20 protein-coding genes are annotated in these 22,685 nt (G+C 67.1%); 5 read left to right on the top strand and 15 right to left on the bottom strand.

From position 1 onward, the window contains the following. Positions 1–15 precede the first annotated feature (15 nt). Positions 16–1,299 carry an NAD(P)/FAD-dependent oxidoreductase gene (locus tag ACNR9W_RS15995; protein WP_419269855.1) on the bottom strand — a complete coding sequence of 428 codons (1,284 nt, stop codon included), beginning with the start codon at positions 1,297–1,299 and terminating at the stop codon, positions 16–18. Between the two features lie 119 nt (positions 1,300–1,418). Then, entirely contained in the window at positions 1,419–1,835 is a 417-nt protein-coding gene (locus ACNR9W_RS15990; protein WP_419269857.1) for an Rrf2 family transcriptional regulator, read from the bottom strand. An 80-nt stretch (positions 1,836–1,915) separates the two neighbouring features. Between ACNR9W_RS15990 and hmpA the strand changes: the two genes are divergently transcribed. Then, positions 1,916–3,106, top strand: a complete 1,191-nt coding sequence (hmpA, locus tag ACNR9W_RS15985) for an NO-inducible flavohemoprotein (protein ID WP_419269859.1) — start codon at positions 1,916–1,918, stop codon at positions 3,104–3,106. 275 nt (positions 3,107–3,381) lie between these two features. Here the strand turns inward: hmpA and ACNR9W_RS15980 are convergent, their stop codons facing one another. Together ACNR9W_RS15980 and hpbA are read right to left on the bottom strand one after the other, a co-directional pair. Continuing rightward, positions 3,382–4,326, bottom strand: coding sequence for an ornithine cyclodeaminase family protein (locus tag ACNR9W_RS15980; protein ID WP_419269861.1), 945 nt, complete (start codon positions 4,324–4,326; stop codon positions 3,382–3,384). A 130-nt stretch (positions 4,327–4,456) separates the two neighbouring features. Next, positions 4,457–6,493, bottom strand: a complete 2,037-nt coding sequence (hpbA, locus tag ACNR9W_RS15975; RefSeq protein ID WP_419269863.1) for an N-methyl-L-proline N-demethylase HpbA — start codon at positions 6,491–6,493, stop codon at positions 4,457–4,459. Between the two features lie 145 nt (positions 6,494–6,638). Here hpbA and ACNR9W_RS15970 point away from each other — a divergent pair, with 145 nt between their 5' ends. Next, the gene (locus tag ACNR9W_RS15970; RefSeq protein WP_419269865.1) at positions 6,639–7,274 is read left to right on the top strand and encodes a TetR/AcrR family transcriptional regulator; all 636 of its coding nucleotides are present in this window, start codon (positions 6,639–6,641) and stop codon (positions 7,272–7,274) included. A gap of 329 nt (positions 7,275–7,603) precedes the next feature. Next, positions 7,604–8,023 carry a VOC family protein gene (locus tag ACNR9W_RS15965; protein ID WP_419269867.1) on the top strand — a complete coding sequence of 140 codons (420 nt, stop codon included), beginning with the start codon at positions 7,604–7,606 and terminating at the stop codon, positions 8,021–8,023. Positions 8,024–8,041: 18 nt separating this feature from the next. Here the strand turns inward: ACNR9W_RS15965 and ACNR9W_RS15960 are convergent, their stop codons facing one another. Further along, positions 8,042–8,470 (bottom strand): MerR family transcriptional regulator, encoded by a 429-nt coding sequence (locus ACNR9W_RS15960; protein WP_419269869.1) that lies wholly within the window; start codon positions 8,468–8,470, stop codon positions 8,042–8,044. 86 nt (positions 8,471–8,556) lie between these two features. Between ACNR9W_RS15960 and ACNR9W_RS15955 the strand changes: the two genes are divergently transcribed. Further along, the gene (locus ACNR9W_RS15955) at positions 8,557–10,770 is read left to right on the top strand and encodes a heavy metal translocating P-type ATPase (protein ID WP_419269871.1); all 2,214 of its coding nucleotides are present in this window, start codon (positions 8,557–8,559) and stop codon (positions 10,768–10,770) included. A 14-nt stretch (positions 10,771–10,784) separates the two neighbouring features. On the opposite strand, the gene ACNR9W_RS15950 is transcribed toward ACNR9W_RS15955, so the two are convergent. Continuing rightward, positions 10,785–11,477, bottom strand: a complete 693-nt coding sequence (locus ACNR9W_RS15950) for an NnrU family protein (RefSeq protein ID WP_419269873.1) — start codon at positions 11,475–11,477, stop codon at positions 10,785–10,787. 101 nt (positions 11,478–11,578) lie between these two features. Between ACNR9W_RS15950 and ACNR9W_RS15945 the strand changes: the two genes are divergently transcribed. Then, the gene (locus tag ACNR9W_RS15945) at positions 11,579–12,358 is read left to right on the top strand and encodes a FadR/GntR family transcriptional regulator (protein WP_419269875.1); all 780 of its coding nucleotides are present in this window, start codon (positions 11,579–11,581) and stop codon (positions 12,356–12,358) included. A gap of 18 nt (positions 12,359–12,376) precedes the next feature. On the opposite strand, the gene ACNR9W_RS15940 is transcribed toward ACNR9W_RS15945, so the two are convergent. From ACNR9W_RS15940 to ACNR9W_RS15900, 9 genes are all read right to left on the bottom strand, one after another. Then, positions 12,377–13,207, bottom strand: coding sequence for a carbohydrate ABC transporter permease (locus ACNR9W_RS15940; RefSeq protein ID WP_419269876.1), 831 nt, complete (start codon positions 13,205–13,207; stop codon positions 12,377–12,379). After that, positions 13,204–14,091: a carbohydrate ABC transporter permease gene (locus ACNR9W_RS15935; protein ID WP_419269878.1), complete on the bottom strand. Its 888-nt coding sequence runs from the start codon at positions 14,089–14,091 to the stop codon at positions 13,204–13,206. Before ACNR9W_RS15935 ends, ACNR9W_RS15940 begins: the two co-directional genes overlap by 4 nt. 66 nt (positions 14,092–14,157) lie before the next feature. Beyond that, a complete protein-coding gene (locus ACNR9W_RS15930) occupies positions 14,158–15,438 on the bottom strand; it encodes an extracellular solute-binding protein (protein ID WP_419269880.1) in 1,281 nt (426 codons plus the stop codon). 79 nt (positions 15,439–15,517) lie between these two features. Further along, a complete protein-coding gene (locus ACNR9W_RS15925; protein WP_419269881.1) occupies positions 15,518–16,591 on the bottom strand; it encodes an ABC transporter ATP-binding protein in 1,074 nt (357 codons plus the stop codon). A 3-nt stretch (positions 16,592–16,594) separates the two neighbouring features. After that, positions 16,595–18,100, bottom strand: a complete 1,506-nt coding sequence (gene arfA / locus ACNR9W_RS15920; protein ID WP_419269882.1) for an arabinosylfuranosidase ArfA — start codon at positions 18,098–18,100, stop codon at positions 16,595–16,597. Between the two features lie 52 nt (positions 18,101–18,152). Next, positions 18,153–19,196 carry an aldose epimerase family protein gene (locus ACNR9W_RS15915; protein ID WP_419269884.1) on the bottom strand — a complete coding sequence of 348 codons (1,044 nt, stop codon included), beginning with the start codon at positions 19,194–19,196 and terminating at the stop codon, positions 18,153–18,155. Further along, positions 19,193–20,167 carry a galactofuranose ABC transporter, permease protein YjfF gene (gene yjfF, locus ACNR9W_RS15910; RefSeq protein WP_419269886.1) on the bottom strand — a complete coding sequence of 325 codons (975 nt, stop codon included), beginning with the start codon at positions 20,165–20,167 and terminating at the stop codon, positions 19,193–19,195. Before yjfF ends, ACNR9W_RS15915 begins: the two co-directional genes overlap by 4 nt. Beyond that, a complete protein-coding gene (locus ACNR9W_RS15905; protein ID WP_419269888.1) occupies positions 20,164–21,171 on the bottom strand; it encodes an ABC transporter permease in 1,008 nt (335 codons plus the stop codon). The genes yjfF and ACNR9W_RS15905 overlap by 4 nt, the downstream gene beginning before the upstream one ends. Next, positions 21,168–22,664, bottom strand: a complete 1,497-nt coding sequence (locus tag ACNR9W_RS15900) for a sugar ABC transporter ATP-binding protein (RefSeq protein WP_419269890.1) — start codon at positions 22,662–22,664, stop codon at positions 21,168–21,170. Before ACNR9W_RS15900 ends, ACNR9W_RS15905 begins: the two co-directional genes overlap by 4 nt. Between the last annotated feature and the right edge of the window lie 21 nt (positions 22,665–22,685).

Here is a 22,685-nt window from a genome sequence, read left to right as displayed (position 1 = left end):
TAGGACGATTCGCCCCTAGCGGCGGGCATCCACAAGATGCGCGGCCTGCGCCCCGAATTCGTAGAAGGCCGATTTCAGGCCGCGCAGGGCCATCGGCTGCGGCTGGCTGGGCTGCAGCGGCAGCTCCGCATCAGAAGCCTCGCCGCGCAGCCATCCGGCCAGGAAGCGGCCGAAAGCCGTTCCAGGCGCAATCCCGCGACCGTTATAGCCGCAAAAGCTGACCACCCCGTCGGCCAGCTTGTGAAAACGCGGAAGGTTGTCGCGCGTCATGCCGATGGTCCCGTGCCAAGCGCTTTCGAACCTGACCTCGCCCAGCTGAGGATAGATCCTGGCCAGCGCCCGCTCGGCCCAGGCCCGGTGCACCGCGGCGCCCGTGTTCCGCAAGGCCCCGACCGAGCCAAAGACCAGCCGGTTCTGCCGGTCGAAGCGGAAGGAGCTGAGGATTTCGCGCGTGTCCCAGACCCCTTCGCGCCCCGGCAGGATCGTGCGGGCCAAGTTGTCCGACAATGGTGCGGTGGCCATGTTGAAATAGGGCAGGAACACCTGCTGCGTGCGCAGCTGGGGCATCAGGTGCCGGGTATAGGCATCGGTCGCAAAGACCACCTGCCGCGCGACGACCGCGCCTTGCGGGGTGCTGACACGCCAGCCGGCGCCCTGCGCCTGCAGTCCGGTTGCGGGCGAGCCGGTGAAGATCCGGGCGCCCTGCTCCATCGCGGCACGTGCCAGACCCCGGGCATAGGCCAACGGCTGGATGGTGCCGGCGCGGCGGTCCAGCAGGGCGCCCTGGTAATGATCCGTGGCCAGCCGCGCGGCCGTGGCGTCGGGGTCCAGCAGTTCGACCGGGGCGCCCCGGCGCGTCCATTGCCGGTGCCGCTCGGTCAACTCCTCCAGGCCGGATTGTCCGACGGCGACATGCAGCGTTCCTACATGGTTGGCCTCGCAGTCGATGCCGTGACGCGCTATCAGGTCCCAGACATGGGCCGGCCCTTCGCCCAGAAAGCCGATCAGCCGGTCACCCGCCTCGGGTCCAAGCTTCCGCACCAGGTCATCGGGCATCACCCACATGCCCGCATTGACCAGGCCCACGTTGCGCCCCGCCCCGCCAAAACCGATCTCGACCGCCTCCAGCAGGACCACGTCGCTGCCGCGTTCGGCCAGGTGCAGCGCAGTCGAAAGGCCAGTATAGCCACCTCCGATCACCACCACCTCGGCCCGCACCTCACAGGTCAGGGCCGTCGTGGCCGGGGCGGCCGGCGCGGATCGCTCCCAGAGACCGTGGCTGCGGGGGTCGTTCTGCATCGGGATCGGCCTTTCGTCTGCACAGCGCCACTGCGCCCGGAACCCAAGTCCTGCGCCAGCTTCCGCCGATTGGCCAGCCCGATCTTGCTTGGCAATATCCCTGTTGGACCGGCAGCGCGTCAGACGGCGAAGAGTGCGCGAAAGGCTCCGGGCCGCTTGGCGACATCGGCCAAGGTATAGCGGTCCAGCGTTGCCATGAAGGCCTCGGTCGCCTCGGACAGGATCGCGGGCAGGCCGCAGGCGGGTGCAATCAGGCAGGTGCTGCAATCGACCAGTGCGCCGTTTCCCTCGGTGTGGCGCACGACCGATCCGATGGTGATCAGCCCCGCCGGCCGCGGCAGCCGCAGCCCGCCCCGCCTGCCGCGCACGGTTTCGACAAATCCCGCATGGCCCAGGTCCTGGACGATCTTCATCAGGTGATTCTGCGAGATGCCATAGGCATCCGCGATCTGGCGGATCGAGGCCAGACCTTCGTCCCGGCCGGCCAGAAAGATAAGCACGCGCAGGGCGTAATCGGTGTAGCGGGTCAATTTCATGGGGACAAAATAGATATATTTACACTGCATGTATATCGCTTTAATACATGCACCACGAATACATGTTAAAGGAAGACGTCATGCCAAGGTCCCTGTCCCCGGACACCATCGACATCATCAAGGCCACCGTGCCCGCGCTGGAACAGCATGGACCGACCATTACCGAAACAATGTATCGCCGGCTGTTCCGCGACCCGCAGATTGCCGCGCTGTTCAACCAAGCGAACCAAAAAAGCGGTGCGCAGCGGCTGGCCCTGGCAGGGGCCGTGCTGGCCTATGCCAGGAACATCGACAACCTGGGTGCCCTGGGTTCGGCAGTCGAGCGGATGGCCCAGAAGCACATCGGCTATGCGATCCTGCCCGAGCACTATCCCCATGTGGCCACGGCCCTGCTGGGCGCGATCGAGGAGGTTCTGGGCGAAGCTGCGACCCCCGAAATCCTGCAGGCCTGGGGCGAGGCCTATTGGATGCTGGCGGACATCCTGATCGGGCGCGAGGCGCAGATCCGGGCCGAGATCACCAGCCAGCCCGGCGGCTGGACCAACTGGCGTCGCTTCGTCATCACCGAGCGGCCGGTCGAGGCGGAGGGCATCACCTCCTTTGTCCTGCGTCCCGAGGACGGCGGCCCGCTGGTTCCGCACAAGCCGGGCCAGTACCTGACCCTGCGCTTTGACGTGGCGGGGCTGGAAGGGGTCAAGCGAAACTACTCGATCTCCAGCATGCCCAACACCCGGTTCTATCGCCTGACGATCAAGCGACAGGCGGGCGGCGAGGCGTCGCAGTTCCTGCACGACCAGGCGACCATCGGCACCGTGCTGGAAGCCACGCCCCCGGCAGGCGATTTTCACCTGCCGGAAAATCCGCAACGTCCGCTGGTCCTGATGTCGGGGGGCGTCGGCCTGACCCCGCTGGTCAGCATGCTGGAGGTCGCCGCCGAGCGGCACCGCGACCTGCCCCTGTGGTATGTCCATGGGACCGCCAGCCCCGCCCAGCACGCCCTGGATACCCAGGTACGCGAGGCGGCGGCACGGCATGGGCAGGCGACCGTGGCCACCTTCTACGAGAGCGGCGCGACGGACGAGGCCTCGGCCGGGCGCATCACCCTCGACTGGCTGCAGGCCAACACCCCCCTGCCCGAGGCTGACATCTACCTTTGCGGACCCAAGCCCTTCCTGCGTCATTTCGTGCCGGGCCTGCTGCGCGCGGGCATCCCGGCCGACCGCATCCATTACGAATTCTTCGGCCCCGCCGATGAACAGCTTGCTGCCTGAACGGAGTCAATGATGGCCAGCCTGCCGAACCGGTATGCCGGTTCGGCAGGCTGGCCTGACTGTCGCACGGTTACCGGCGCTTCTGCCCCCTTGGGATATCCTGGGCCGGCGCCACCGTTCCCTCCTTCAAGCGGAATGCAGGCGGACGCCGCTTTGGCTGAGGTGCGGATAAGGGGGTTCAACCGACATGCGCCTGCGTCGTGTTCGCCCGGCTGGCGCGGCCACGGCGGACCTGGCCCTGTCCCTGGGGCCGAAAGGGTGTGCGTGTACGGCCGTCAGTCGCTTCCGGCAATATGGGACGCGATCATCAGGTCCAGGTGCGCACCGCCGCCATTCTTGAACACCGTCACCTCGTCGGCCGATCGGCGCGCAGACGTGGCAAGCGCCACGAGGTCGTAGAGATCGCCCCTGACGCTTGCTTCGCTGATCGCGCCCGAGGCGATGGGCATCATCAGTTCGCCGATATGGCCCAGGGTCGTGTCGCGGCTGTCGACATAGAGCGCGGCCTTTGCCATCAGATGGTCGTCGGCCTCGCGCATGTCGGCCTTGTAGGCGCCGATCAGGTCGACATGCGTGCCCGGCCGGACCCAGTCCCCCAGGATCAGCGGCTCGCGCGCCATGGTCGCCGACGAAATGATGTCCGCAGCCTGAACTGCCGCCTGCAGATCGGTCACGGCGGCCACCGGTGCCGCCACCGGCCCCAGGCTCGCCACCAGCGCCTCGGCCTGTTCGGACCTGCGCGCCCAGACCGAGATCCGCTCGAGCCGCGGGAAAGCTGCCGAATAGGCCTGCACAAGGCTGGCCGCCACCGCACCCGCGCCCAGGATCAGCAGATGCCGGCTGTCGGGACGCGCCAGCAGCTGAGCCCCGAGAACCGAATCGCCCGCCGTCTTGAACTCGGTCACCAGGCGGCTGTCGATGATGGCGCGGACCGACCCGTCATCTGGCCCGAAGACCAGCATCGCGCCCTGCACGGTCGGCAGGTCGCGCGCCGGGTTGGCACCGAAGACGGTCACGGATTTCACCCCATAGCCCAGCCCTTCGATATAGGCGGCCCGGCTGAGCAAAGCCCCGGACGCCGGCCCCAAGAAAATATCGCCGACCTGCGCGCGGGGCAGCAGATGCCCCCTGCGCAACGCCTCGACCGCGCCCGGCCAGGTGATGTGGTCCCGCCCCTGGTCATAGGTCAGGACGCGGGGCTGGGGATGGATGGTGGGCATGCTGTCGCTCCTGTCGGCGGGCGCGCATCCCTTCGTCCGGCTGACGGCTGCGGGGCGGCCCTTGTCCTGCAATGGCTAGCCGCTTGTGCTGCCTGCCGCAACCGTTCGGAGCCGGAACCGGCAGCCCCCGCTAGAGGTCCTTGACCAGGCGCAGGGCGTCGTAGATGGCGGCATGGGTGTTGCGGGCGGCGACGGCGTCACCGATGCGATAGAGGCGGAAGCCAGCCTCCGGTTGCGGTGCCACACATTGAGCGTCACCTGCGATCAATGCTCCGTAATCCACTTCGCCCAGGTTCTTCGACAGCGGCTTGAGGTCAAAGTACAGTTGGTCCAGCGGTCGCGTGCCATGGTTCACCACGACCTGGTCGACCAGCCGTTCCCGCGTCATGTCGCCATAGTCGCTGCCAAGCGTCGCGCGCAGCCGGTTGCCGTCGCGCCTGACCGACAGCAGCCGCCAGGTCACCGTGAAGGTGACGTCGCGCCGCTGCAGGCTGCGCATGTAGGGCACCAGGTTCATCGCCATGACCTCGGGGGAAAAGCTGCGGTCGGGGGTCACGATCTCGACCGCGGCCCCGGTCGCGGCGATGATGTCGGCAGCCTGCAGCGCGGCGTGGTCCCCGGCATCGTCGAAGATCAGGACGTTCTGGCCGGGCTTCACGTCGCCCGACAGGATGTCCCAAGCCGAACAGACCAGGTCGTTGCCCTGCGTCAGCACCTCGGTGTGCGGCAGCCCGCCGGTGGCGATGATGACCTCGTCCGGATCGGTGGCCAGAACGTCGGCGGCCTCGGCAAAGCGATTGAAGTTGAACGTCACGCCGTGCTTTTCGCACATCGCCATCCGCCAGGAGATGATCGAGATCATCTCGCGCCGGCGCTCCTGCAGCGCGGTCAGGCGGATCTGGCCGCCGGGCCGGTCTGCGGCCTCGAAGACGGTGACCCGGTGGCCGCGCTCTGCCGCGACGCGCGCCGCCTCCAGCCCAGCAGGGCCGGCGCCCACGATGGTGACACGCCGCTGGACGGACGCGGGCGGGATGTCGTGCGGCATCGTCTCCTCACGCCCCGTGGCGGCGTTGTGCAGGCAGAAGGCCATGCCGCCCTGATAGATCCGGTCGAGGCAATAGTTCGCGCCCACGCAGGGGCGGATGTCATCCTCGCGACCCTCGGCAACCTTGCGGACCAGATGCGGGTCGGCCATATGCGCCCGCGTCATCCCCACCATGTCCAGAAGGCCCGAGGCAATGGCGTGGCGCGCCGTCGCCACGTCGGGGATCTTGGCGGCATGGAAGGTGGGAAAGCCGGTGGCGCGGCGGATCTCTCCGGCGAACTCCAGATGCGGCGCATTGCGCATCCCCTGCACCGGGATCAGGTCGGTCAGGCCCGCATCGGTGTCGATATGCCCGCGCACCACGTTCAGGAAATCGACCAGCCCGCTGTCCTTCAGCATCTGCGACACGCGGAACCCTTCGTGTTGCGTCATCCCGCCCGCCAGGACCTGGTCGCCGGTGTAGCGCAGCCCGACGATGAAATCCGGCCCGCAGCGGTCGCGGATCGCGCCCAGCACCTCCATCGTGAAGCGCAGCCGGTTCTCCAGGCTGCCGCCATAAGGCGCGTCCAGATCGTTGGTCAGCGGCGACCAGAACTGTTCCAGCAGATGACCATAGGCCTCCAGCTCGATCCCGTCGACGCCGGCCGCCTTCATGCGTTCGGCGGCATCGGCGAAGTCGGCCTTGATGCGGGCGATGTCCCAGTCCTCCATCCGCTTGGGAAAGGCGCGATGGGCGGCCTCGCGTTCGTGGCCGGGGGCCACCACGGGCAGCCAGTCGCCCTTGTCCCACCGCGTGCGGCGGCCCAGATGTGTCAGCTGGATCATCACCGCCGCGCCGTGGTCGTGGCATTCGTCGACCAATTGCTTCATCCAGCCGACGACCTCGTCCTTCCAGGCCAGGATGTTGTTGAAGACCGGCGGACTGTCGCGGGACACGGCTGCCGAGCCCGCCGTCATCGTCAGCGCCACGCCGGCCTTGGCGCGTTCGACGTGATAGGCGCGGTACCGCTCCTTTGGCATCCCGTCCTCGGGATAGGCGGGCTCGTGACTGGTGATCATGATGCGGTTGCGCAGCGTCAGGTGCTTCAGCCGGTAGGGCTGCAGAAGCGGGTCATCAGTCATCTCAAGCTGCCTCACGCTGGAGGAATTTGGGCACTCTAGCGCCGAATGTTCACATGTGTCAATCTTATCGCCAGTGCTGTCTTTTCGATGTGCATTATTGAACATATCGATTGCCGCTGTCTCGGGCCTCCGCTATTCTCGGCTCATGGAACAAATCGATACGGCCGGCGCAGGCTGGCGGGGCTCTCGAGACGGTTGGTTGGAAGCGGGGTATCAAGCCCTGATCGAAAAGGGCGTCGATGCGGTCAAGATCATGCCGCTGGCCCGGCAGCTGAACCTGTCGCGGACCAGCTTCTACTGGTTCTTCGAGGACCGCGAGGCCTTGCTGGCCGCGCTGCTCGACGGGTGGCAGGCCCGCACGACCGAACCGCTGATCGCCGCCACCCGCCAATATGCGGAAAGCCAGGCCGAAGCGATGCTGAACGTGATCGGCTGCTTCCTGTCGCGGGACAGTTTCGATGCGCGCCTGGAATTCGCCGTCCGCAGCTGGGCGCTGCAGGATGCGGGTGTCGCGGCGCGGGTCGCGGCCGCCGATGCCGCGCGGCTGGAGGCGCTTTGCGGCCTGCTGCAGCTGTGGGGTCATGATCCGGCAGAGGCGGATGTTCGCGCGCGCACCGTCTATCTGGTGCAGATCGGCTATATCTCGATGCAGTCGGACGAAGACATCGCCACCCGCCTCGCGCGGGTCCCGACCTATGTCCGCATCTATACCGGCACCTTGCCCGAGCCGCGCGAGATCGCCCGTTTCAACGCGCGATTCCGGGACTCCGGCGCGGCATGAGGATCGGGATCAATGGTTCGCATCTCCGGGCCAGGCAGGCCGTGGCGCCACCGGACCTGTTTCTGCTGAACGGCAGCGGCCCCTTGTCCAGCCATCGCACCCTCCCGACGTGACCGGGGCCAAGGATGTAGAATAACGCCTGCCAAGCTGTGACTGTCATCCATTCTGTCAGATTGCAGAGTTTATGAGCGCTTCGACCCGCTGCGCCCCGACGCGCTGATCGTGTCATTTACGCCCCGGCGAGGCGGCTACTACCGAAACAGTTGAACACCTCCCGCAAGCGGCCGATGATCCGGAAACCCGCAGTCCTCACGGGGAGGAACAGATCCATGCAGCAGATCTCCGTCATCACCCTGGGCGTCGAGGACCTGTCGCGGTCGCGCCGGTTCTATACCCAAGGCTTCGGCTGGACGCCGGTCTTCAAGAATGACCAGATCATCTTCTACCAGATGAACGGTGTCGTGCTGGGCACCTTCCTGCGCCAAGCTCTGGAGGAGGACATGAACCGCCCCGGCCTGCGCGGCCCCGGCCCATGTTCCCTGGCGCATAATGTGCCCGATCGACAGGACGTGGCGCCCCTGATGGACCGCCTGATCGACAGGGGTGGCCGCCTCCTGCGCCCGGCCGATGCGCCGGGCCATGGCGGTTTCCGGGGATATGTGGCCGATCCGGACGAACATGCCTGGGAGATCGCCTGGAACCCCGCCTGGTCCATCGACGCCGCCGGCCATGTAACCTTCGGCCTCTAGCGCAGGATCCGCGCGCCGTCAGTCCGCCCCTCCGGCGTGGCTGCCTTGGCATTGGTCATGGTCGCCCAGCACCTCGATCACGCGGCATTCGCCGATGGTGCCGCAGGCGCATTGCCGCAGCATGCGTTCCAACTCGTCGCGCAGCGCGGTCAGCCGCTGGATTCGGGCATTGACCTCCTGCAGCTGGCGCCGCGCGATGGCGTCGGCAGCGGCGCAGGACTGATCGGGATGATCCGACAGTCCCAACAGCTCGCGAACCGCCTCCAGCGGAAAGCCGAGGTCGCGGGCATGCCGGATGAAGGACAAACGCGCGACCGCACGACGATCATAGAGGCGCTGGTTGCCCTGCGTGCGCGGGGGACGAGGCAGCAGCCCGACCTGTTCGTAATAGCGGATGGTCGGCACCTTGACCCCGGTGGCCGCGCTCAACTTGCCGATGCTTTGCATGGAAATCCCCTCTTGAACCTCTAGCGACTAGAGAACCCATGTTCTGAGGCGAAGCAATGAAAGACAGCGGGACCGGAGATCGAGCTATGCCTGAACGTCGCGAATGGACCGTCACCGGAATGGACTGCGCCTCGTGCTCGGGCAAGATCACGCGCGCGCTGGAACGGCTGCCGGGCGTCGGCGAGGTCAGCGTGGCTTTGATGACCGAGCGGCTGTCGCTGACCCTGGTGCCCGGAACCACCGGTCCCGAAGCCATCGAGGGCGCCGTCCGCAAGCTGGGCTTCCAGATTGCGCCACGCGGGCAGGCCGTGGCGCGCAAGAAGGCGTTCGTTCTGCCCGGCCAGGCCTTGCAGCCTGCCCATGATCATGTCGCCGAAGAAGCGACGCCGAGCGGCGGCCATGCCCATGCAGCGCATGGCCACCGCGAGACGCGCTGGTTTGCCACCGCCAAGGGGCGGTTGGTGATCCTGACCGGCGCGCTGCTGGGCGCGGCGTGGATCTTCCAACTGCTCTCGGCCGCGCCCACCGGCCAATGGGCCTTCGTGCTGGCCTGCCTGATCGGGCTTGTCCCGGTGGCACTGCGCGCCACCCAGGCCCTTCGCATGGGACAGCCCTTCACCATCGAAGGACTGATGACCATCGCGGCCGGCGGCGCCCTGCTGATCGGTGCGGCGGAAGAGGCGGCGCTGGTCGTCTTCCTGTTCGCGGTGGGCGAGGTTCTGGAGGGCGTCGCCGCCGAACAGGCGCGCCAAGGCATCCGGGCGCTGGCCAACCTGGTGCCGCGCACCGCGCTGCTGGAGGTCGGGGGCCGGACACGGACCGTGCCGGCCGAGGCGCTGGAGATCGGGCAGATGGTGCTGGTCCGTCCGGGCGACCGCATCCCGGCCGACGGCGAAATCGTCCAAGGCACAAGCGGCCTCGACGAAAGCCCCGTCACCGGCGAAAGCCTGCCCCGCAGCCGGGGCCCGGGAGAGATGGTGTTTGCAGGCTCGATCAACATCGAAGCCGCCCTGCGGGTCCGCGTGACGCACGAGGCCAGCGACAACACCATCGCCCGCATCATCCGCCTGGTCGAGGAGGCCGAGGAGGCACGCGCGCCGACCGAACGCTTCATCGACCGCTTTAGCCAGTATTACATGCCGGTGGTGATCGTTCTTGCGGCGCTGGTGGCGCTGGTCCCGCCGCTGGCCGGCGGGGCGGACTGGGCGACCTGGATCTATCGCGGCCTTGCGCTGCTGCTGATCGGCTGCCCCTGCGCGCTGGTCATCTCAGTTCCCGCATCGATCGCCGCGGCGCTGTCCGCGGGCGCGCGGCGCGGCCTGCTGATGAAGGGCGGCGGGGTGATGGAAGCGGCGGCGCGGACCCGGCATGTGGCCTTTGACAAGACCGGAACCCTGACCCGTGGCGCGCCTGTGGTCACCGACCTTCTCCCCGCTGAAGGCGTGACCGAGGCCGAACTGCTGGCCGTCGCGGCGGGGGTCGAGGCCGGTTCGAACCACCCCTTGGCGCGCGCCATCCTCGGCCGGGCCGATACGGCCGGCGTTCCGGCCCTGCCCTCGCATGGCGCCCGGGCGCTGCCGGGCATCGGTGCCGAGGCCGTCGTGGGTGAGGGCCTGGCCTGGGTCACCACGCCCCGCCACGCGACCGCAGGGGGCAGCATCACGGCCGAGGCCGTCGCAGATGTGGCGGCGCTGGAGGATCAGGGCAAGACCGTGGTCGTGGTCCACCGCAAGGACCGCGCACTGGGGCTGATTGCGCTGCGCGACGAACCGCGCCCCGATGCCGCCGAAGCGGTGCAACAGCTGCGCGCTATGGGGCTGGGCGTCACGATGCTGACGGGGGACAACCCGCGCACCGCCGCCTCCGTCGCGGGCGGGTTGGGGGTGGAGTTTCGCGCCTCCCTCTTGCCAGAGGACAAGCTGACGGCGATCCGGGATCTTGCACGGGGCGGACCTGTCATGATGATCGGCGACGGCATCAATGATGCGCCCGCCCTCAGGCAGGCGCAGGTCGGCGTGGCGATGGGGGGCGGCACCGACGTGGCGCTGGAGACGGCCGATGCCGCCATCCTGCGCGACCGGGTGGCGGATGCGCCGGCCATGATCCGGCTGGCGCGGGCGGCGATGGGCAACATCCGGCAGAACGTGACCCTGGCCCTGGGGCTGAAGGCGGTCTTTCTGGTGACCTCGGTCTTGGGGATCACCGGCCTCTGGATCGCCATCTTGGCAGATACCGGCGCGACCGTGCTGGTGACGCTGAACGCGCTGCGGCTGCTGCGCCTGGACCCGACGCGGCACTGACCCGGGCTGTCGGATCAAGCGGGGAAGGGAGAGGCCCCCACAAGCCAAACGTGCAGGTGCAGCAGGGCGAACCAGGCCACCAAGCCGATCCCGGCCCGTGACAGAACCGCCCGCCCGTTGCGCCGCAGCCAGGCGGGATCGACCAGCGGCGCGACCGAAAGGATCGAGGTGCGGCTGAAGAACATGGCGGCCTCGGGGCCCAGCACCCGTCGCGCCTTGGCGTCGAAGGCCAAGATTGCGGCGATTGCCATCGCCAGAAAGCTGCCGAACAGGATCACATGCGCCAGATCGCCGGTCGGCGGCAGATGCGCCCCCGACCACAGGGCCAGCGACAGGAACAGCGGATGCCGGGACACCGCGGTCATGCCGGGGTCGGCAGGATCGAACCGGCCGCCCTGCCGTCCGCCGAGTGTGAAGCGCTGCGGCAGGCCCATCCCGCAGGCGATCAGCACGAAGGCCAGCGGCATCACCAGGTTCGGCACCCACCTGGTCCATGGCAGCTGCGGCCAGATCTGCACGAAGGGCGCCCGCCCCGCCGCCGCGATCAGCCAGATCAGCAGCGCGACCGACAAAAGACCATAGGCCATGACATAGGACCGCCGTCCCATCCGCGCGATCAGCCGATCCCGCATCCCGCCCATCCGGGGCAGGAAGTGGCTGGCCGCGAACAGCACCAGCGCCAGAACATATTCGGTCCAGTCGCCCATCTTGCCCCACCTTCTTCCACGATGCGCGTGAGGGAACAAGCAGGCCGCGTTGCACACCCGCTTCTCTTGACCTGTTTGCGCTGTCGGGCGAAGCTGGCAATATGTCGAACAAATCAGCACCCCCGGCCGCGCCTTTCGATCTGAGCGCCCGCCCCGACAAGCGCAAGAACGAGTCGATCGCCGATTGGCTCGGCTGCCAGATCGTGGCCGGCACCCTGGCCAGCGGCCAGCCGATCCCCAAGGAGATGGATTTCCTGACCGAGACGGGGATCTCGCGCGGGGCCTATCGCGAGGCGCTGCGCCGGCTGGCGGGCAAGGGAATGTTGGTCACCCGCACCCGAAGCGGCACCCGCGTCGCCCCGCGCGAGGACTGGTCGCTCTTGGACCCCGATGTCGTCCGCTGGAGCTTTGAGAGCGGCGCGCCGCCGGACTGGTACATCCGGGCCCTGTACGAACTGCGGGCGATGATCGAACCCTCGGCGGCGGGGCTTGCCGCCGAACGCCGGACCGAGGCCGATCTGCAGGCCTTTCACGCGGCGCTGGAGGCGATGCGGTCCTGCGACATGACCGAAAGCAGCTGGCACCAGGCCGATGCCAGCTTTCATCGCGCCATTCTGGTCAGCGCCGACAACCCGGTGCTGCTGTCGCTGGAGGCGGGGATCTGCGCGGCGGTGGCCTTCACCACCGCCTTCCGCTATCGCGACATGCCCAACCCGCACCGCAAGAACCCGGTCGAGGAACATGCCGCCGTCTTCGAGCGGATCGAGGCGCGCGATCCGCAGGGGGCCCGCAGGCTGATGTCCGAGCTGATCGACACGGCGCTGCTGGATTCCAGGGGCACCACGGTTTTTGACCTGTCCCTGCCGGCGCGCCCGACCTGAGGCGCGCCGGCGAAGGGGTCAGCCCTTGACCCCCGACGAGATCATCACCGCCTCGGTCACGCGCTTCTGGAAGATCAGGTAGGCGATCACCACGGGCGCGGCGGCCAGCAGCGCCACCGACATGATGCGCGCATAGGCCACGCCGAAGGCGTCGTTCACTTGGGTGATGCCGACCGGGATCGTCATCATGTTTTCGGTCGTGATGACCAGGAAGGGCCAGAGGAAGGCGTTCCAGGACATGATGAAGGTGATGATGCCAAGCGCCGTGGTGATGCCCCAGTTCAGCGGCAGATAGACCTTGAAGAGCAGCGTATAGTCGCCCCCGCCATCCAGGACGACGGCCTCTTTCATCTCCTTGGGGACGGCGTCGAAGAACTGCTTGTAGACGATGATCACCACCGGCACGATCAGCTGCGGCAGGATGATCCCGCCCCATTTGTTGATCAGGTTCAGGTCGTTCATCAGCACGAATTGCGGCACCACCAGCGCCTGCGCCGGCACCATGAAGCTGGCCAGCACGATCCCGTAGAGCAGGCGCCGCCCCGGGAACTGCATCTGGCTGAGCGCATAGGCGCACATCATGCCGGTCAGCAGCACCACGGCCGTGATGATGACCGAAGTCCCGATGGAGTTGACGTACCAGTCCATCAGGCTCGTGTCGAACAGCGCGTCGCGATAGGCCGAGAAGTTGAATTCGTCGGGCAGAAGACCGGCCTCGTCGGAGACGACGCGGTTCTCGGACCTCAGCGAGGTCACGAAGGCCCAGTAGAGCGGGAACATCCAGATCAGCCCCGCCAACAGCGTGATGCAGGTCAGGACCAGGTTCTCAAGACGGCGTTGGCCCGTCATTTGCGTTTTCCTCCGATCCGCAGGATCTGGAATTGCAAGACGGAGATCACGACGATCAGCAAAAACAGCACCAGCGAGATCGCCGCCGCATAGCCGCCGTTGTTCAGCTGGAACGCCTCGCGATAGACCATCAGCAGCAGCACATAGCTGGAGTTGAAGGGCCCGCCCTCGGACAGCAGGTAGATCTGGTCAAAGATCTTCAGCTGCAGGATCAGTTGCAGCGTCAGCACCAGGGCCGTCACCGGCCACAGAAGCGGCCAGGTGACGCGCCGGAACAGCTGCGCCCGCGTGGCGCCGTCCAATTGGGCAGCCTCGTAGAGTTCGGCCGGGATGTTGCGCAGGCCGGCCAGGAACAGCAGCACGTTGAAGCCGTTCGTCCACCAGATCGTCACCACCGCAACGGAGGGCATGACCCAGAACGGGTTCTTGAACACCGGGACCGGCTTGCCGGTCACGAATTCGATCACGGGCTGCAGGACGCCGAACTGGAAATCCAGCATCCAGGCCCAGATCTGCGTGACGACCGACACCGGCAGGACGTAAGGCGTGAAGAACAGGACCAGCGCCAGCGCCTGCATGCGGCCCGACAGCCGGTTCACGGCCAGCGCGATGGTCAGCGCGATCACGGTCGTCGGCACCACCGTCAGCAGGACGAAATAACCGTTGTTCTGCAGTGACCGATAGAACAGCTTGTCCGCGAACAGCCGCTTGTAGTTGTCCAGGCCCACCCATTCGCCGCCGCCGATCAGGGGCGCGTCGGTAAAGCTCATCCGGACGACCTCGAACAGCGGATAGGCAAAGACCAGCGCAAAGATCGCCACGAAGGGCAGGACCAGCGAAAGGGCCACCAGCCTGTGGCGCGTCCGGTTCCGGATCATGGCCATGTCGTCATATTCTCCTGCGGAAGATGCGGGACCCCGCGCACGAAGCGGCGCGGGGTCCCAGGGGGATCAGCGCATCCGGGACTGAAGCTCGGACTTGACCTGCTCCACGGCCTCTTCAGGCGTCATGTAGCCGTGGATGGCGGGCGAGATGATGTTCTGCGCCGCGTCATAGGAGGGCGAGGCCACGCCCGAGACTTCGCTGCGGGGATCGTAGGTCGCGTCATCCGCCAGCGAGGAATAGGTCGCGTTCGGCTGCATCTGCTTGAACTCGTCGCTTTCGGCGACGGGGCGATAAGCAGGGATATGGCCCGCATCGGCCCATTGGATGGCGTGCTTTTCCATCCAGCCGATGACCTCCATGACGGCATCGCGCTTTTCGGGGTCCATCTCGGTCTGGCCCTGGATCGGGATAGCCCAAGCATGGCTGTCGGCCCAGGTGGTCTGGGTGTCCATCAGCTTGGGCACCTCGACCGCGCCCCATTCAAAGCCCAGCTTGCCGGACTCGTGCAGGTCCTTCATCGTCGGCACCTCCCAGACCCCGTTCAGCTGGAAGGCGCTTTTCCCCGAAGTGAACAGCGCCACCGACGCCTCGTAAAGGGCCTGCTCGGGCTGCCAGCCCTCTTCGTGCCACTTGGTCATGATCTCGATGGCCTTGACGGCCTTCTCGGTGCTGTCGCCCGGCAGGACCTCGCCCTCCTCCGAGATCAGCGTTCCGCCCTGCTGCGACAGCAGCGTGTAGAAGACGCGATAGACGCCGCCGTCATCACCGGTGGCATAGGTGACGGGCGTTTCCGAGCCGTTGTCGGCGGCGGCCTGCATGGCCTCCTCAAAGTCGGCGACGCTCTCGATGCCGGTCAGGTTGCCTTCGGCATCCAGGAACCGCGTCCCTTCCAGGAAGGACTTGTTGTAGTAGAGCACGATGGAATGGATGTCGAAGGGCACGGCATAAAGGGTGCCGTCCGGCCCCTTCGCTGCCTGCAGGGCAGTCTCGAAGAAGTCGCCTTCGCTCAGGCCCGCGGCTTCCAGATCCTCGGGGGTGATCGGCGTCAGCACACCCTCGCTCAGCGCCAGCGGCATGCGCGACAGGTGATAGGTCATCAGGTCGGGGCCCTGCCCCACCGCGGCCGAGGTGCGGATCTTGGTATAGAAGGGCACGCCCCATTCCAGGGTGGTGCCGTTGATCTGGATGTCGGGATGTTCCTCGTTGAACTGGTTGATCAGCGCCTTCATGCGGACCCCGTCACCGCCGGCGAAGAAGTCCCACCAGGTCACGGTCTGCTGCGCCGCGGCCGGCAGGGCCAGCCCGGCCGCCAGGGCGATCGCGGATGCAAATGTCGTCAGTTTCATCTTGTCCTCCTCCTTGTTGATTCTGGCGGCGCGGTGGCCCGCATCCGTCCCCGGTAAAGCCGCCCCCAGGGGCGACCCTTCAGCGCAATCGTCCGCCCTCTGGCAGGAAGGCGAAGACCTTGTCGGCCCGTGCGCCGAGGCGGATGCGGTGCCCCTCCAGGCTGTCCCGGCTGCCGCGGCGTTCGAACACGATGTCCGCCCCCGAGGCCGAGCGGGAATGGACGAATGAGCTGCCGCCCAGCTCCTCGGCCACCTCGACCGTGACCGGCAGGCCGCCCGCCTCGACCGGCGACAGATGCTCGGGGCGGATGCCCAGCACCACGCGCGCGCCGACGGCCGGCTTGGGGCCGCCCAGGGCCGCGTGCAGTTCCCCCTCCTCGGCCCGGGCCGTGATGCCGGTGGCGTCGCTGGCCGTCACCACTGCATCGACGAAGTTCATCGCCGGAGAGCCGATGAAACCCGCCACGAAGCGGTTGTCGGGATCGTCATAAAGGCCAAGCGGCCGGCCCGCCTGCATGACGTGGCCGCCCTTCAGCACGAAGATGTCGTCGGCCAGCGTCATCGCCTCGACCTGGTCATGGGTCACATAGATCATGGTCGCGCCGATCTGGCGGTGCAGGCGCGTCAGTTCCAGCCGCATCTGCACGCGCAACTCGGCATCCAGGTTCGACAGGGGTTCGTCGAACAGGAACACCTCGGGCTGGCGGACGATGGCGCGCCCGATCGCGACCCGCTGGCGCTGTCCACCCGACAGGTCCGACGGCTTTTTCTCCAGATGGTCGGTCAGCTGAAGGATGCGCGCGGCCTCGCGCACCTTCTCCTCGCGCTCGGCACGGGGCGCGCGGGACAGACGCAGCGAAAAGCCCATGTTCTCGGCCACGCTCAGGTGCGGATAGAGGGCATAGGACTGGAACACCATCGCCACGCCGCGCTTGGCCGGCTCGACCTCCGTGACGTCGCGGCCGCCGATCTCGATCCGGCCGCCGCTGGTTTCCTCCAGCCCCGCGATCATCCGCAGAAGGGTGGATTTGCCGCAGCCCGAAGGGCCCACGAAGACGCCGAATTCGCCCTTGGGAACCTCCAGCGAGACGTCCTTGATGACCGCATGGGCGCCGAACATCTTCTTCACGTTGGTCAGCTTGACGCCGGACATGGATTACACCTTCAACCGGACCACATGATAGGACAGGGCCGCCAGCTTGCCGCAGAGGCTGCCGTCCTCGATTGCCACGCCGCTGCCCTTGGCCGGCGCGATCGCCTCGTTCCCGGGACCGTTGGTGGCCATCAGGTCGTGGCCCGCGATCACCTGGTGGTCGATGACCGACGCGCCCTCGAACCCGGTCAGCGACAGGCGCAGGTCGGCGGTTTCGGTCAGGTGGCGGTTCACGATGAACAGCGTGACGGTGGAGGCGGCGGTGTCATGTGTCGCCGCGATGTCCATGTAGGGCACGTCGTCGGCCGCGTTGCAGTCATAGGTGGGGCCGTCGACCGACACCCGCAGCGCCGTGCCGCGACCATAGAGCGAGGCCAGCTGATAGGGCCAGTAGATCGACTGCCGCCAGGCCAGCCCGTCGCGGTCGGCCCGGATCGGGGCGATCACATTGACCAGCTGCGCGATGCAGGCGATCTTGACGCGGTCCGACCGGCGGATGAATTCGTTCAGCAGGCAGGCGATGAACAGCGTGTCCTCGAAGGTATAATCCTCCTCCAGCAGTTCGGGCGCCTCGGGCCAGTCCCAGCTTTTCCAGTTCTTCGAATCCTGCTCGCGCTTGTGATACCAGACATTCCATTCGTCGAAGCAGATGTGGACGTCGTTCTTGGCGCGCTTCTTGGCCTTGACGAAGTCGATCACGCCGCCGATGGCCTGGATGTAGCGGCCGGTTTCCTCGACCTTGCCGAAGAAGTTCAGCGTGTCGCGGCTGGAATTCCCGAAATACTTGTGCAGCGAGATGTAGTCGACGTTCTCGTAGCACTCCTCCAGCACGCCCCGCTCCCAGTCCGGATAGGTCGGCATCTCGTCGTTGGAGGAGCCGCAGACGATCATCTCGGCGCCGGGGGTCAGCTGGCGCAGCGCCTTGGCGGTCTCGTCCGCCAGGCGGCCGTATTCCTTGGCCTCCTTGTGGCCGATCTGCCATGGGCCGTCCATCTCGTTGCCCAGGCACCACATCTTGACGTTGTAGGGTTCCTCGACCCCGTGGCTGCGGCGAAGATCCGACCAGTAGGTGCCCGAGGGGTGGTTGACGTATTCCATGAAGTTGCGCGCGTCCGAGATCCCGCGCGACCCCAGGTTCACCGCCAGCATCATGTCGATGCCCAGGTCCTTGGCCCAGATGGCGAATTCGTTGATCCCGACTTGGTTCCTCTCCTTGCTGCGCCACGCCAGGTCCAGCCGTACGGGGCGGTCTTCCTTGGGCCCGATCCCGTCTTCCCAGTTGTAAGCCGAGACGAAATTGCCGCCCGGATAGCGGATCGCAGGGATCTTCAGGTCCCGCACCATCGCCGCCACATCGCGGCGAAAGCCATGCTCGTCGGCCTGGGCGTGACCGGGCTCGTAGATACCGGAATAGATCGCCCGGCCCATATGCTCGATGAAAGCGGCATACAGGCGGTCGTCGATCTGGCTGATTTCGAATGCGCGATGGATCGCGGCAGTGATCCGCATCGGATCCTCCTCCTAATTTGTCCTACAAATTGGCCCCATCTGGCCCAACATGTCAATCATTATTCACCCCCTGCCGCGGCTTTTCGGACCGCGCCGCTTGCCGTCCGAAGCGGTATAAGGTGGTGGAAGACGCGGTTTCGCCCGGCCGCAGGATCATGTCCGGAAAGTCCGGATGGTTCACGGCATCCGGCCAGTGCTGCGCCTCCAGCGCCAGGCCGGCATGGGGGCCATAGACGCGCCCCTCCAGCCCCGGCACGCCATCGAGATGCGCGCCGTCATAAAGCTGCAGCCCGCAGCAGGTGGTCAGGACCTCCAGCGACAAACCCTCCTGCCCGGTCAGCCGCGCGACCGGCCGCAGGGGCTGCGGGCTGTCCGACAGGCAGAAGTTGTGGTCAAAACCGTAGGCGCCGATCGGGCGCGGCCTGCGAAAATCCAGGGGCGTGCCGATGATCGGCCGAACCTCTCCGGTGGGGATCAAGTCGTCGTCGACAGGCAGAAAGTGCTGCGCGTCAATGCTCAGGATCTGATTGCGCACGTCCCCCCGGCCGTCGATGTCGAAATAGCCGTGATGGGTCAGGTTGCAGGGGGTCGCCTTGTCGCAGCGGGCCGACAGGTCGATCTGCAGGGCCCCCTGCGCCAGCCGCAGGGTGGCGCTGATCTGCAGGTTGCCGGGAAAGCCCATGTCGCCGTCGGGCAGGGTCAGGGTCAGGGTCACGGCATCCGGCGACAGATCGCCGATCTGCCACAGTTGCACATCCGTCCCCTCGGCCCCGCCATGCAGCAGGTGGCGCCCGCGAAAGTTGGTGCTGGTCCGATAGGTCTGCCCGTCCAGCCGGAACGTCCCCCCGCCGATCCGGTTTGCGACGCGCCCGACGATGGCCCCGAAATAGCGGGCGCTGTCGAGGTAATCGGCCACGTCCGGGCAGCCCAGGACCAGCGGATGGGCGACCCCCTCCATCCGCAGATCCTGCACGATGGCGCCCAGGGTCAGGACCCGCGCGGTCAGCCCGCCGCCGCTCAGCGTCACGCAGTCGACCTGGCGGCCATCGGGAAGGGTGCCGAAGGGTTCGGGGCGGGAGGAAGGAGAAAGCATCATGCGGCACCTTTGCGCAGGCTGCGGCCCGACAGCGTCAGCAGGCCCTTTTGCAGCAGGATGAAGGCCAGCAGCAGCAGGCCGATGACGATCTTGGTCCACCAGCTGGACAGGCTGCCGTCAAAGACGATGTAGGTCTGGATCAGCCCCATGGTCAGGACGCCCACCAGCGTGCCGAAGACATAGCCCGCGCCCCCGCTGAGCAGGGTGCCGCCGATGACGACCGCGGCAATCGCGGTCAGCTCGGTCCCCACCGTCGCCAGCGCATAGCCCGAGCCGGTATAGACCGAGAAGACGACCCCCGAGAGCCCCGCCATCAGCCCCGAAAAGGCATAGACCAGCACCGTCGTCTGCCCCTGCCGGACACCCATCAGCCGGGCGGTCTGCTCGCCCCCGCCAAGGGCATAAAGGCTGGTTCCAAAGCGGGTGCGATGGGCGATGACCATGCCCAGGGCGACGACGGCCAGCATCAGCACCCCGATCAGGGTCAGGCGCCCCTTGCCCGGCATCAGGTAATAGGCGTCGCGCAGGGTCTTGTAGAAGGGATGCGTGATCGGGACGGACTGGATCGACAGCATGTAGGCCCCGCCGCGCGCCAGAAACATCCCCGCCAGCGTGACGATAAAGGCCGGCATGGCCAGCCTGTGGATCAGGAACCCCATCCCGGCCCCGAATGCCGTGGTCAGTGCCAAAACGCCGGCAAAGACGATCAGCGGATGAAGGCCCGTGTCGCGCAGAAGGACGGCGATCAGCACGCCCGAGAAGGCGATGACCGATCCCACCGACAGGTCGATCCCGCCCGACAGGATCACCAGCGTCATGCCCACCGCGACGATGCCCAGATAGGCATTGTCCGTCAGCAGGTTGCCGATCACCCGCGTGGACAGGATGTTGGGAAACTGCATCCAGCTGAGCAGCCAGGCCAGCAGGAAGATGACGATCGTGGCGTAAAGGGGCAGCGCGCGCGTGTTCATGTCCGGCCCCTTTCGACGGCTTGGATGCGGTGGCTGTCGCGCCACAGCCGCCATTCCCCCGCGATGCGGGGCGATTGCAGGATCAGGATCACCAGGACCAGCCCCGCCTTGATGACGAGGTTATATTCCGACGGAAATCCGGCCAGCAGGATGCCGGTCCCGATGGTCTGGATGATCAGCGCCCCGAGGACCGAGGCCGCCACCGAAAAGCGCCCGCCCAGCAGCGAATTGCCCCCGATGACGACCGCCAGGATGGCGTCCAGCTCCAGCCACAGGCCCGCGTTGTTGGCGTCAGCCCCGCGGATGTCGGCGGTGACGATGATCCCGGCCAGCGCCGCGCAGACGCCCGAGGCGACATAGACCGCGATCAGCAGCACCGTCGCGTTGACGCCCGCCAAGGCCGAGGCGCGGCGGTTGACGCCCACCGCCTCGATCAGCAGGCCAAGCGCGCTGCGCCGGATGACCAAGGTCACAACACAGGCGGTCAGGATCCAGACAAGGGTCGGGACCGGAACGCCCAGGGCCGTGCCCGATCCCAGCCAGGCCAGTCCGGCATCGCTGAAGGTCAGGATGCGCCCTTCGGTGATCAGCTGCGCGACGCCCCGGCCCATGGTCATCAGGATCAGCGTGGCCACGAAGGGTTGGATGCCCACCACCGCGACCAGCACCCCGTTCCACAGGCCCGCCGTCGCCCCTGCCGCCAGGGCCGCCAGCAGCGCGACCACCGGCCCTTGCCCCGCCGCGACGGTCCAAGCCGCCGTGGCGCCGCAGATCGCCATGATGGCGCCGACCGACAGGTCGATGCCGCGCGTCGCGATCACCAGGGTCATGCCGATCGCCAGCAGGGCGACGGGCGCGCCGCGTTTCAGCACGTCGATGACCGGCCCGACCAACCGCCCATCATTTACCTGGATCGACAGAAAGCCGGGATAGAAGACCGAGATCAGGGCAATCAGCGCCCCTAGGGCCAGCAGCTGGGGGGCGATGCGGGACAGGAAGGTCATGCCGCGGCCCCTTCCTGGGCAATGGCGCGCATGATCTGGTCGCCGGTGACCTGCTGGCCCGTCAGTTGGGCCACATGACGCCGGTCGCGCAGCACGATCACCCGGTCGGCGACGGTCACAAGCTCGTCGATCTCGCTGCTGATCACCAGGACCGACATGCCCTGTGCCGTCAGCGTGCGGATCAGGCGCAGGATCTGGGCATGGGCGCCGACGTCGATGCCGCGCGTCGGCTCGTCCAGGATCAGAAAGCGCGGGTTCATGGCCAGCCAGCGCGCCAAAACGGCCTTCTGCTGGTTCCCGCCCGACAGTTCGCCTATGGCCTTCTCCCGGTCCGAGGTGCGGATATCGAGGCGGCGGATATAGTCGTCGGCCAGCTGGTTCTGCTCGGCCCGCGGGATCGGGCGCGACCAGCCGCGTCGGGCCTGCAACGCCAGGACGATGTTCTCGCGGATGGACAGATCGCCCACGATGCCGTCGGTCTTGCGATCCTCGGGCGCAAAGCCGAAGCCGGCGGCGATGGCGGCGCGCGGACTGCGCAGATCGACCGCGCCGTCGGCGTCCCGCACCGTGCCGCTCTGCGCCGGCCGCAGGCCGAACAGCAGCTCGGCCGTCTCGGTCCGCCCGGACCCCAGAAGGCCCGCCAGCCCCACGACCTCGCCCTGCCCCACGGTCAGGTCGAAGGGTTCCATCACGCCCGCCCGCCCCAGCCCGTCGATGTGCAGCATGGCAGGTGCGGCGGCGGCATCGGGGCCGCGCGTCGCCGGGAATGCACGGTCCAGATCGCGGCCCAGCATGTGCTGGATCAGGGACATGCGGTCCAGGCTGGCCGTGGCCTCGGTCACGATCTTGCGGCCGTTGCGCAGGATGGTGACACGGTCAGTCAGCTCGAACACCTGGTCCAGGAAATGCGACACGAAGATGATCCCCAGGCCGCGATCGCGCAGCCCGCGCACCACGTCAAAGACCATCTCGACCTCGCGCCGGTCCAGGCTGGCGGTCGGTTCGTCCAGGATCAGCACCCTGCCCGACTGCGCCACCGCGCGTGCGATGGCCACGATCTGCTGGATGGCCACGGAATAGGTGCCAAGGTCGCGGCCGACATCGATCTCCAGCCCGTACTGGCGCAGCAGCCGGTCGGCCTCGCGCCGCATGGCGCGGCCGTCGATCAGGCCCATGCGGCGCGGCTCCGCCCCGAACATCAGGTTCTGGGCGACCGTCAGGTTGGGCAGCAGGTTGACCTCCTGATAGACGGTGCCGATGCCCAGCTGCCGCGCCTCCAGCGTCGAGCGGGGGTCGATCGGCGCCCCGTCCATCGTGATCGTGCCGCCGTCACGCCGATAGGCCCCGGTCAGGCACTTGATCAGCGTGGACTTGCCGGCGCCGTTTTCCCCCAGCAGGGCGTGGACCTCGCCCGCAGCGATGTCCAGATCGACCTGGTCCAGCGCCCGCGTGCCGGGAAAGGTCTTGGTCAGAGATCGGATGGAAAGCAGCATGAAGGACCCCCTGGTGAACAA

Origin of the sequence: Paracoccus sp. T5 (genome assembly GCF_048538155.2) — a bacterium.
Taxonomy (GTDB): Bacteria; Pseudomonadota; Alphaproteobacteria; order Rhodobacterales; family Rhodobacteraceae; genus Paracoccus.
Note: the sequence above shows the minus strand (reverse complement) of the source record. Positions and strands in the feature narration are given on the sequence as shown.

Bases quoted from the DNA above. Each gene is read 5' to 3' on its own strand.
- ACNR9W_RS15965 (WP_419269867.1), top strand. From the start codon at position 7,604: ATGCAGCAGATCTCCGTCATCACCCTGGGCGTCGAGGACCTGTCGCGG.
- ACNR9W_RS15980 (WP_419269861.1), bottom strand. From the start codon at position 4,326: ATGCCCACCATCCATCCCCAGCCCCGCGTCCTGACCTATGACCAGGGG.
- yjfF (WP_419269886.1), bottom strand. From the start codon at position 20,167: ATGAACACGCGCGCGCTGCCCCTTTACGCCACGATCGTCATCTTCCTG.
- ACNR9W_RS15935 (WP_419269878.1), bottom strand. From the start codon at position 14,091: ATGGCCATGATCCGGAACCGGACGCGCCACAGGCTGGTGGCCCTTTCG.
- ACNR9W_RS15995 (WP_419269855.1), bottom strand. From the start codon at position 1,299: ATGCAGAACGACCCCCGCAGCCACGGTCTCTGGGAGCGATCCGCGCCG.
- hmpA (WP_419269859.1), top strand. From the start codon at position 1,916: ATGCCAAGGTCCCTGTCCCCGGACACCATCGACATCATCAAGGCCACC.
- ACNR9W_RS15940 (WP_419269876.1), bottom strand. From the start codon at position 13,207: ATGACGGGCCAACGCCGTCTTGAGAACCTGGTCCTGACCTGCATCACG.
- ACNR9W_RS15930 (WP_419269880.1), bottom strand. From the start codon at position 15,438: ATGAAACTGACGACATTTGCATCCGCGATCGCCCTGGCGGCCGGGCTG.
- ACNR9W_RS15925 (WP_419269881.1), bottom strand. From the start codon at position 16,591: ATGTCCGGCGTCAAGCTGACCAACGTGAAGAAGATGTTCGGCGCCCAT.
- arfA (WP_419269882.1), bottom strand. From the start codon at position 18,100: ATGCGGATCACTGCCGCGATCCATCGCGCATTCGAAATCAGCCAGATC.
- ACNR9W_RS15945 (WP_419269875.1), top strand. From the start codon at position 11,579: ATGTCGAACAAATCAGCACCCCCGGCCGCGCCTTTCGATCTGAGCGCC.
- ACNR9W_RS15955 (WP_419269871.1), top strand. From the start codon at position 8,557: ATGCCTGAACGTCGCGAATGGACCGTCACCGGAATGGACTGCGCCTCG.
- ACNR9W_RS15900 (WP_419269890.1), bottom strand. From the start codon at position 22,664: ATGCTGCTTTCCATCCGATCTCTGACCAAGACCTTTCCCGGCACGCGG.
- ACNR9W_RS15970 (WP_419269865.1), top strand. From the start codon at position 6,639: ATGGAACAAATCGATACGGCCGGCGCAGGCTGGCGGGGCTCTCGAGAC.
- ACNR9W_RS15960 (WP_419269869.1), bottom strand. From the start codon at position 8,470: ATGCAAAGCATCGGCAAGTTGAGCGCGGCCACCGGGGTCAAGGTGCCG.
- ACNR9W_RS15990 (WP_419269857.1), bottom strand. From the start codon at position 1,835: ATGAAATTGACCCGCTACACCGATTACGCCCTGCGCGTGCTTATCTTT.
- ACNR9W_RS15915 (WP_419269884.1), bottom strand. From the start codon at position 19,196: ATGATGCTTTCTCCTTCCTCCCGCCCCGAACCCTTCGGCACCCTTCCC.
- ACNR9W_RS15905 (WP_419269888.1), bottom strand. From the start codon at position 21,171: ATGACCTTCCTGTCCCGCATCGCCCCCCAGCTGCTGGCCCTAGGGGCG.
- hpbA (WP_419269863.1), bottom strand. From the start codon at position 6,493: ATGACTGATGACCCGCTTCTGCAGCCCTACCGGCTGAAGCACCTGACG.
- ACNR9W_RS15950 (WP_419269873.1), bottom strand. From the start codon at position 11,477: ATGGGCGACTGGACCGAATATGTTCTGGCGCTGGTGCTGTTCGCGGCC.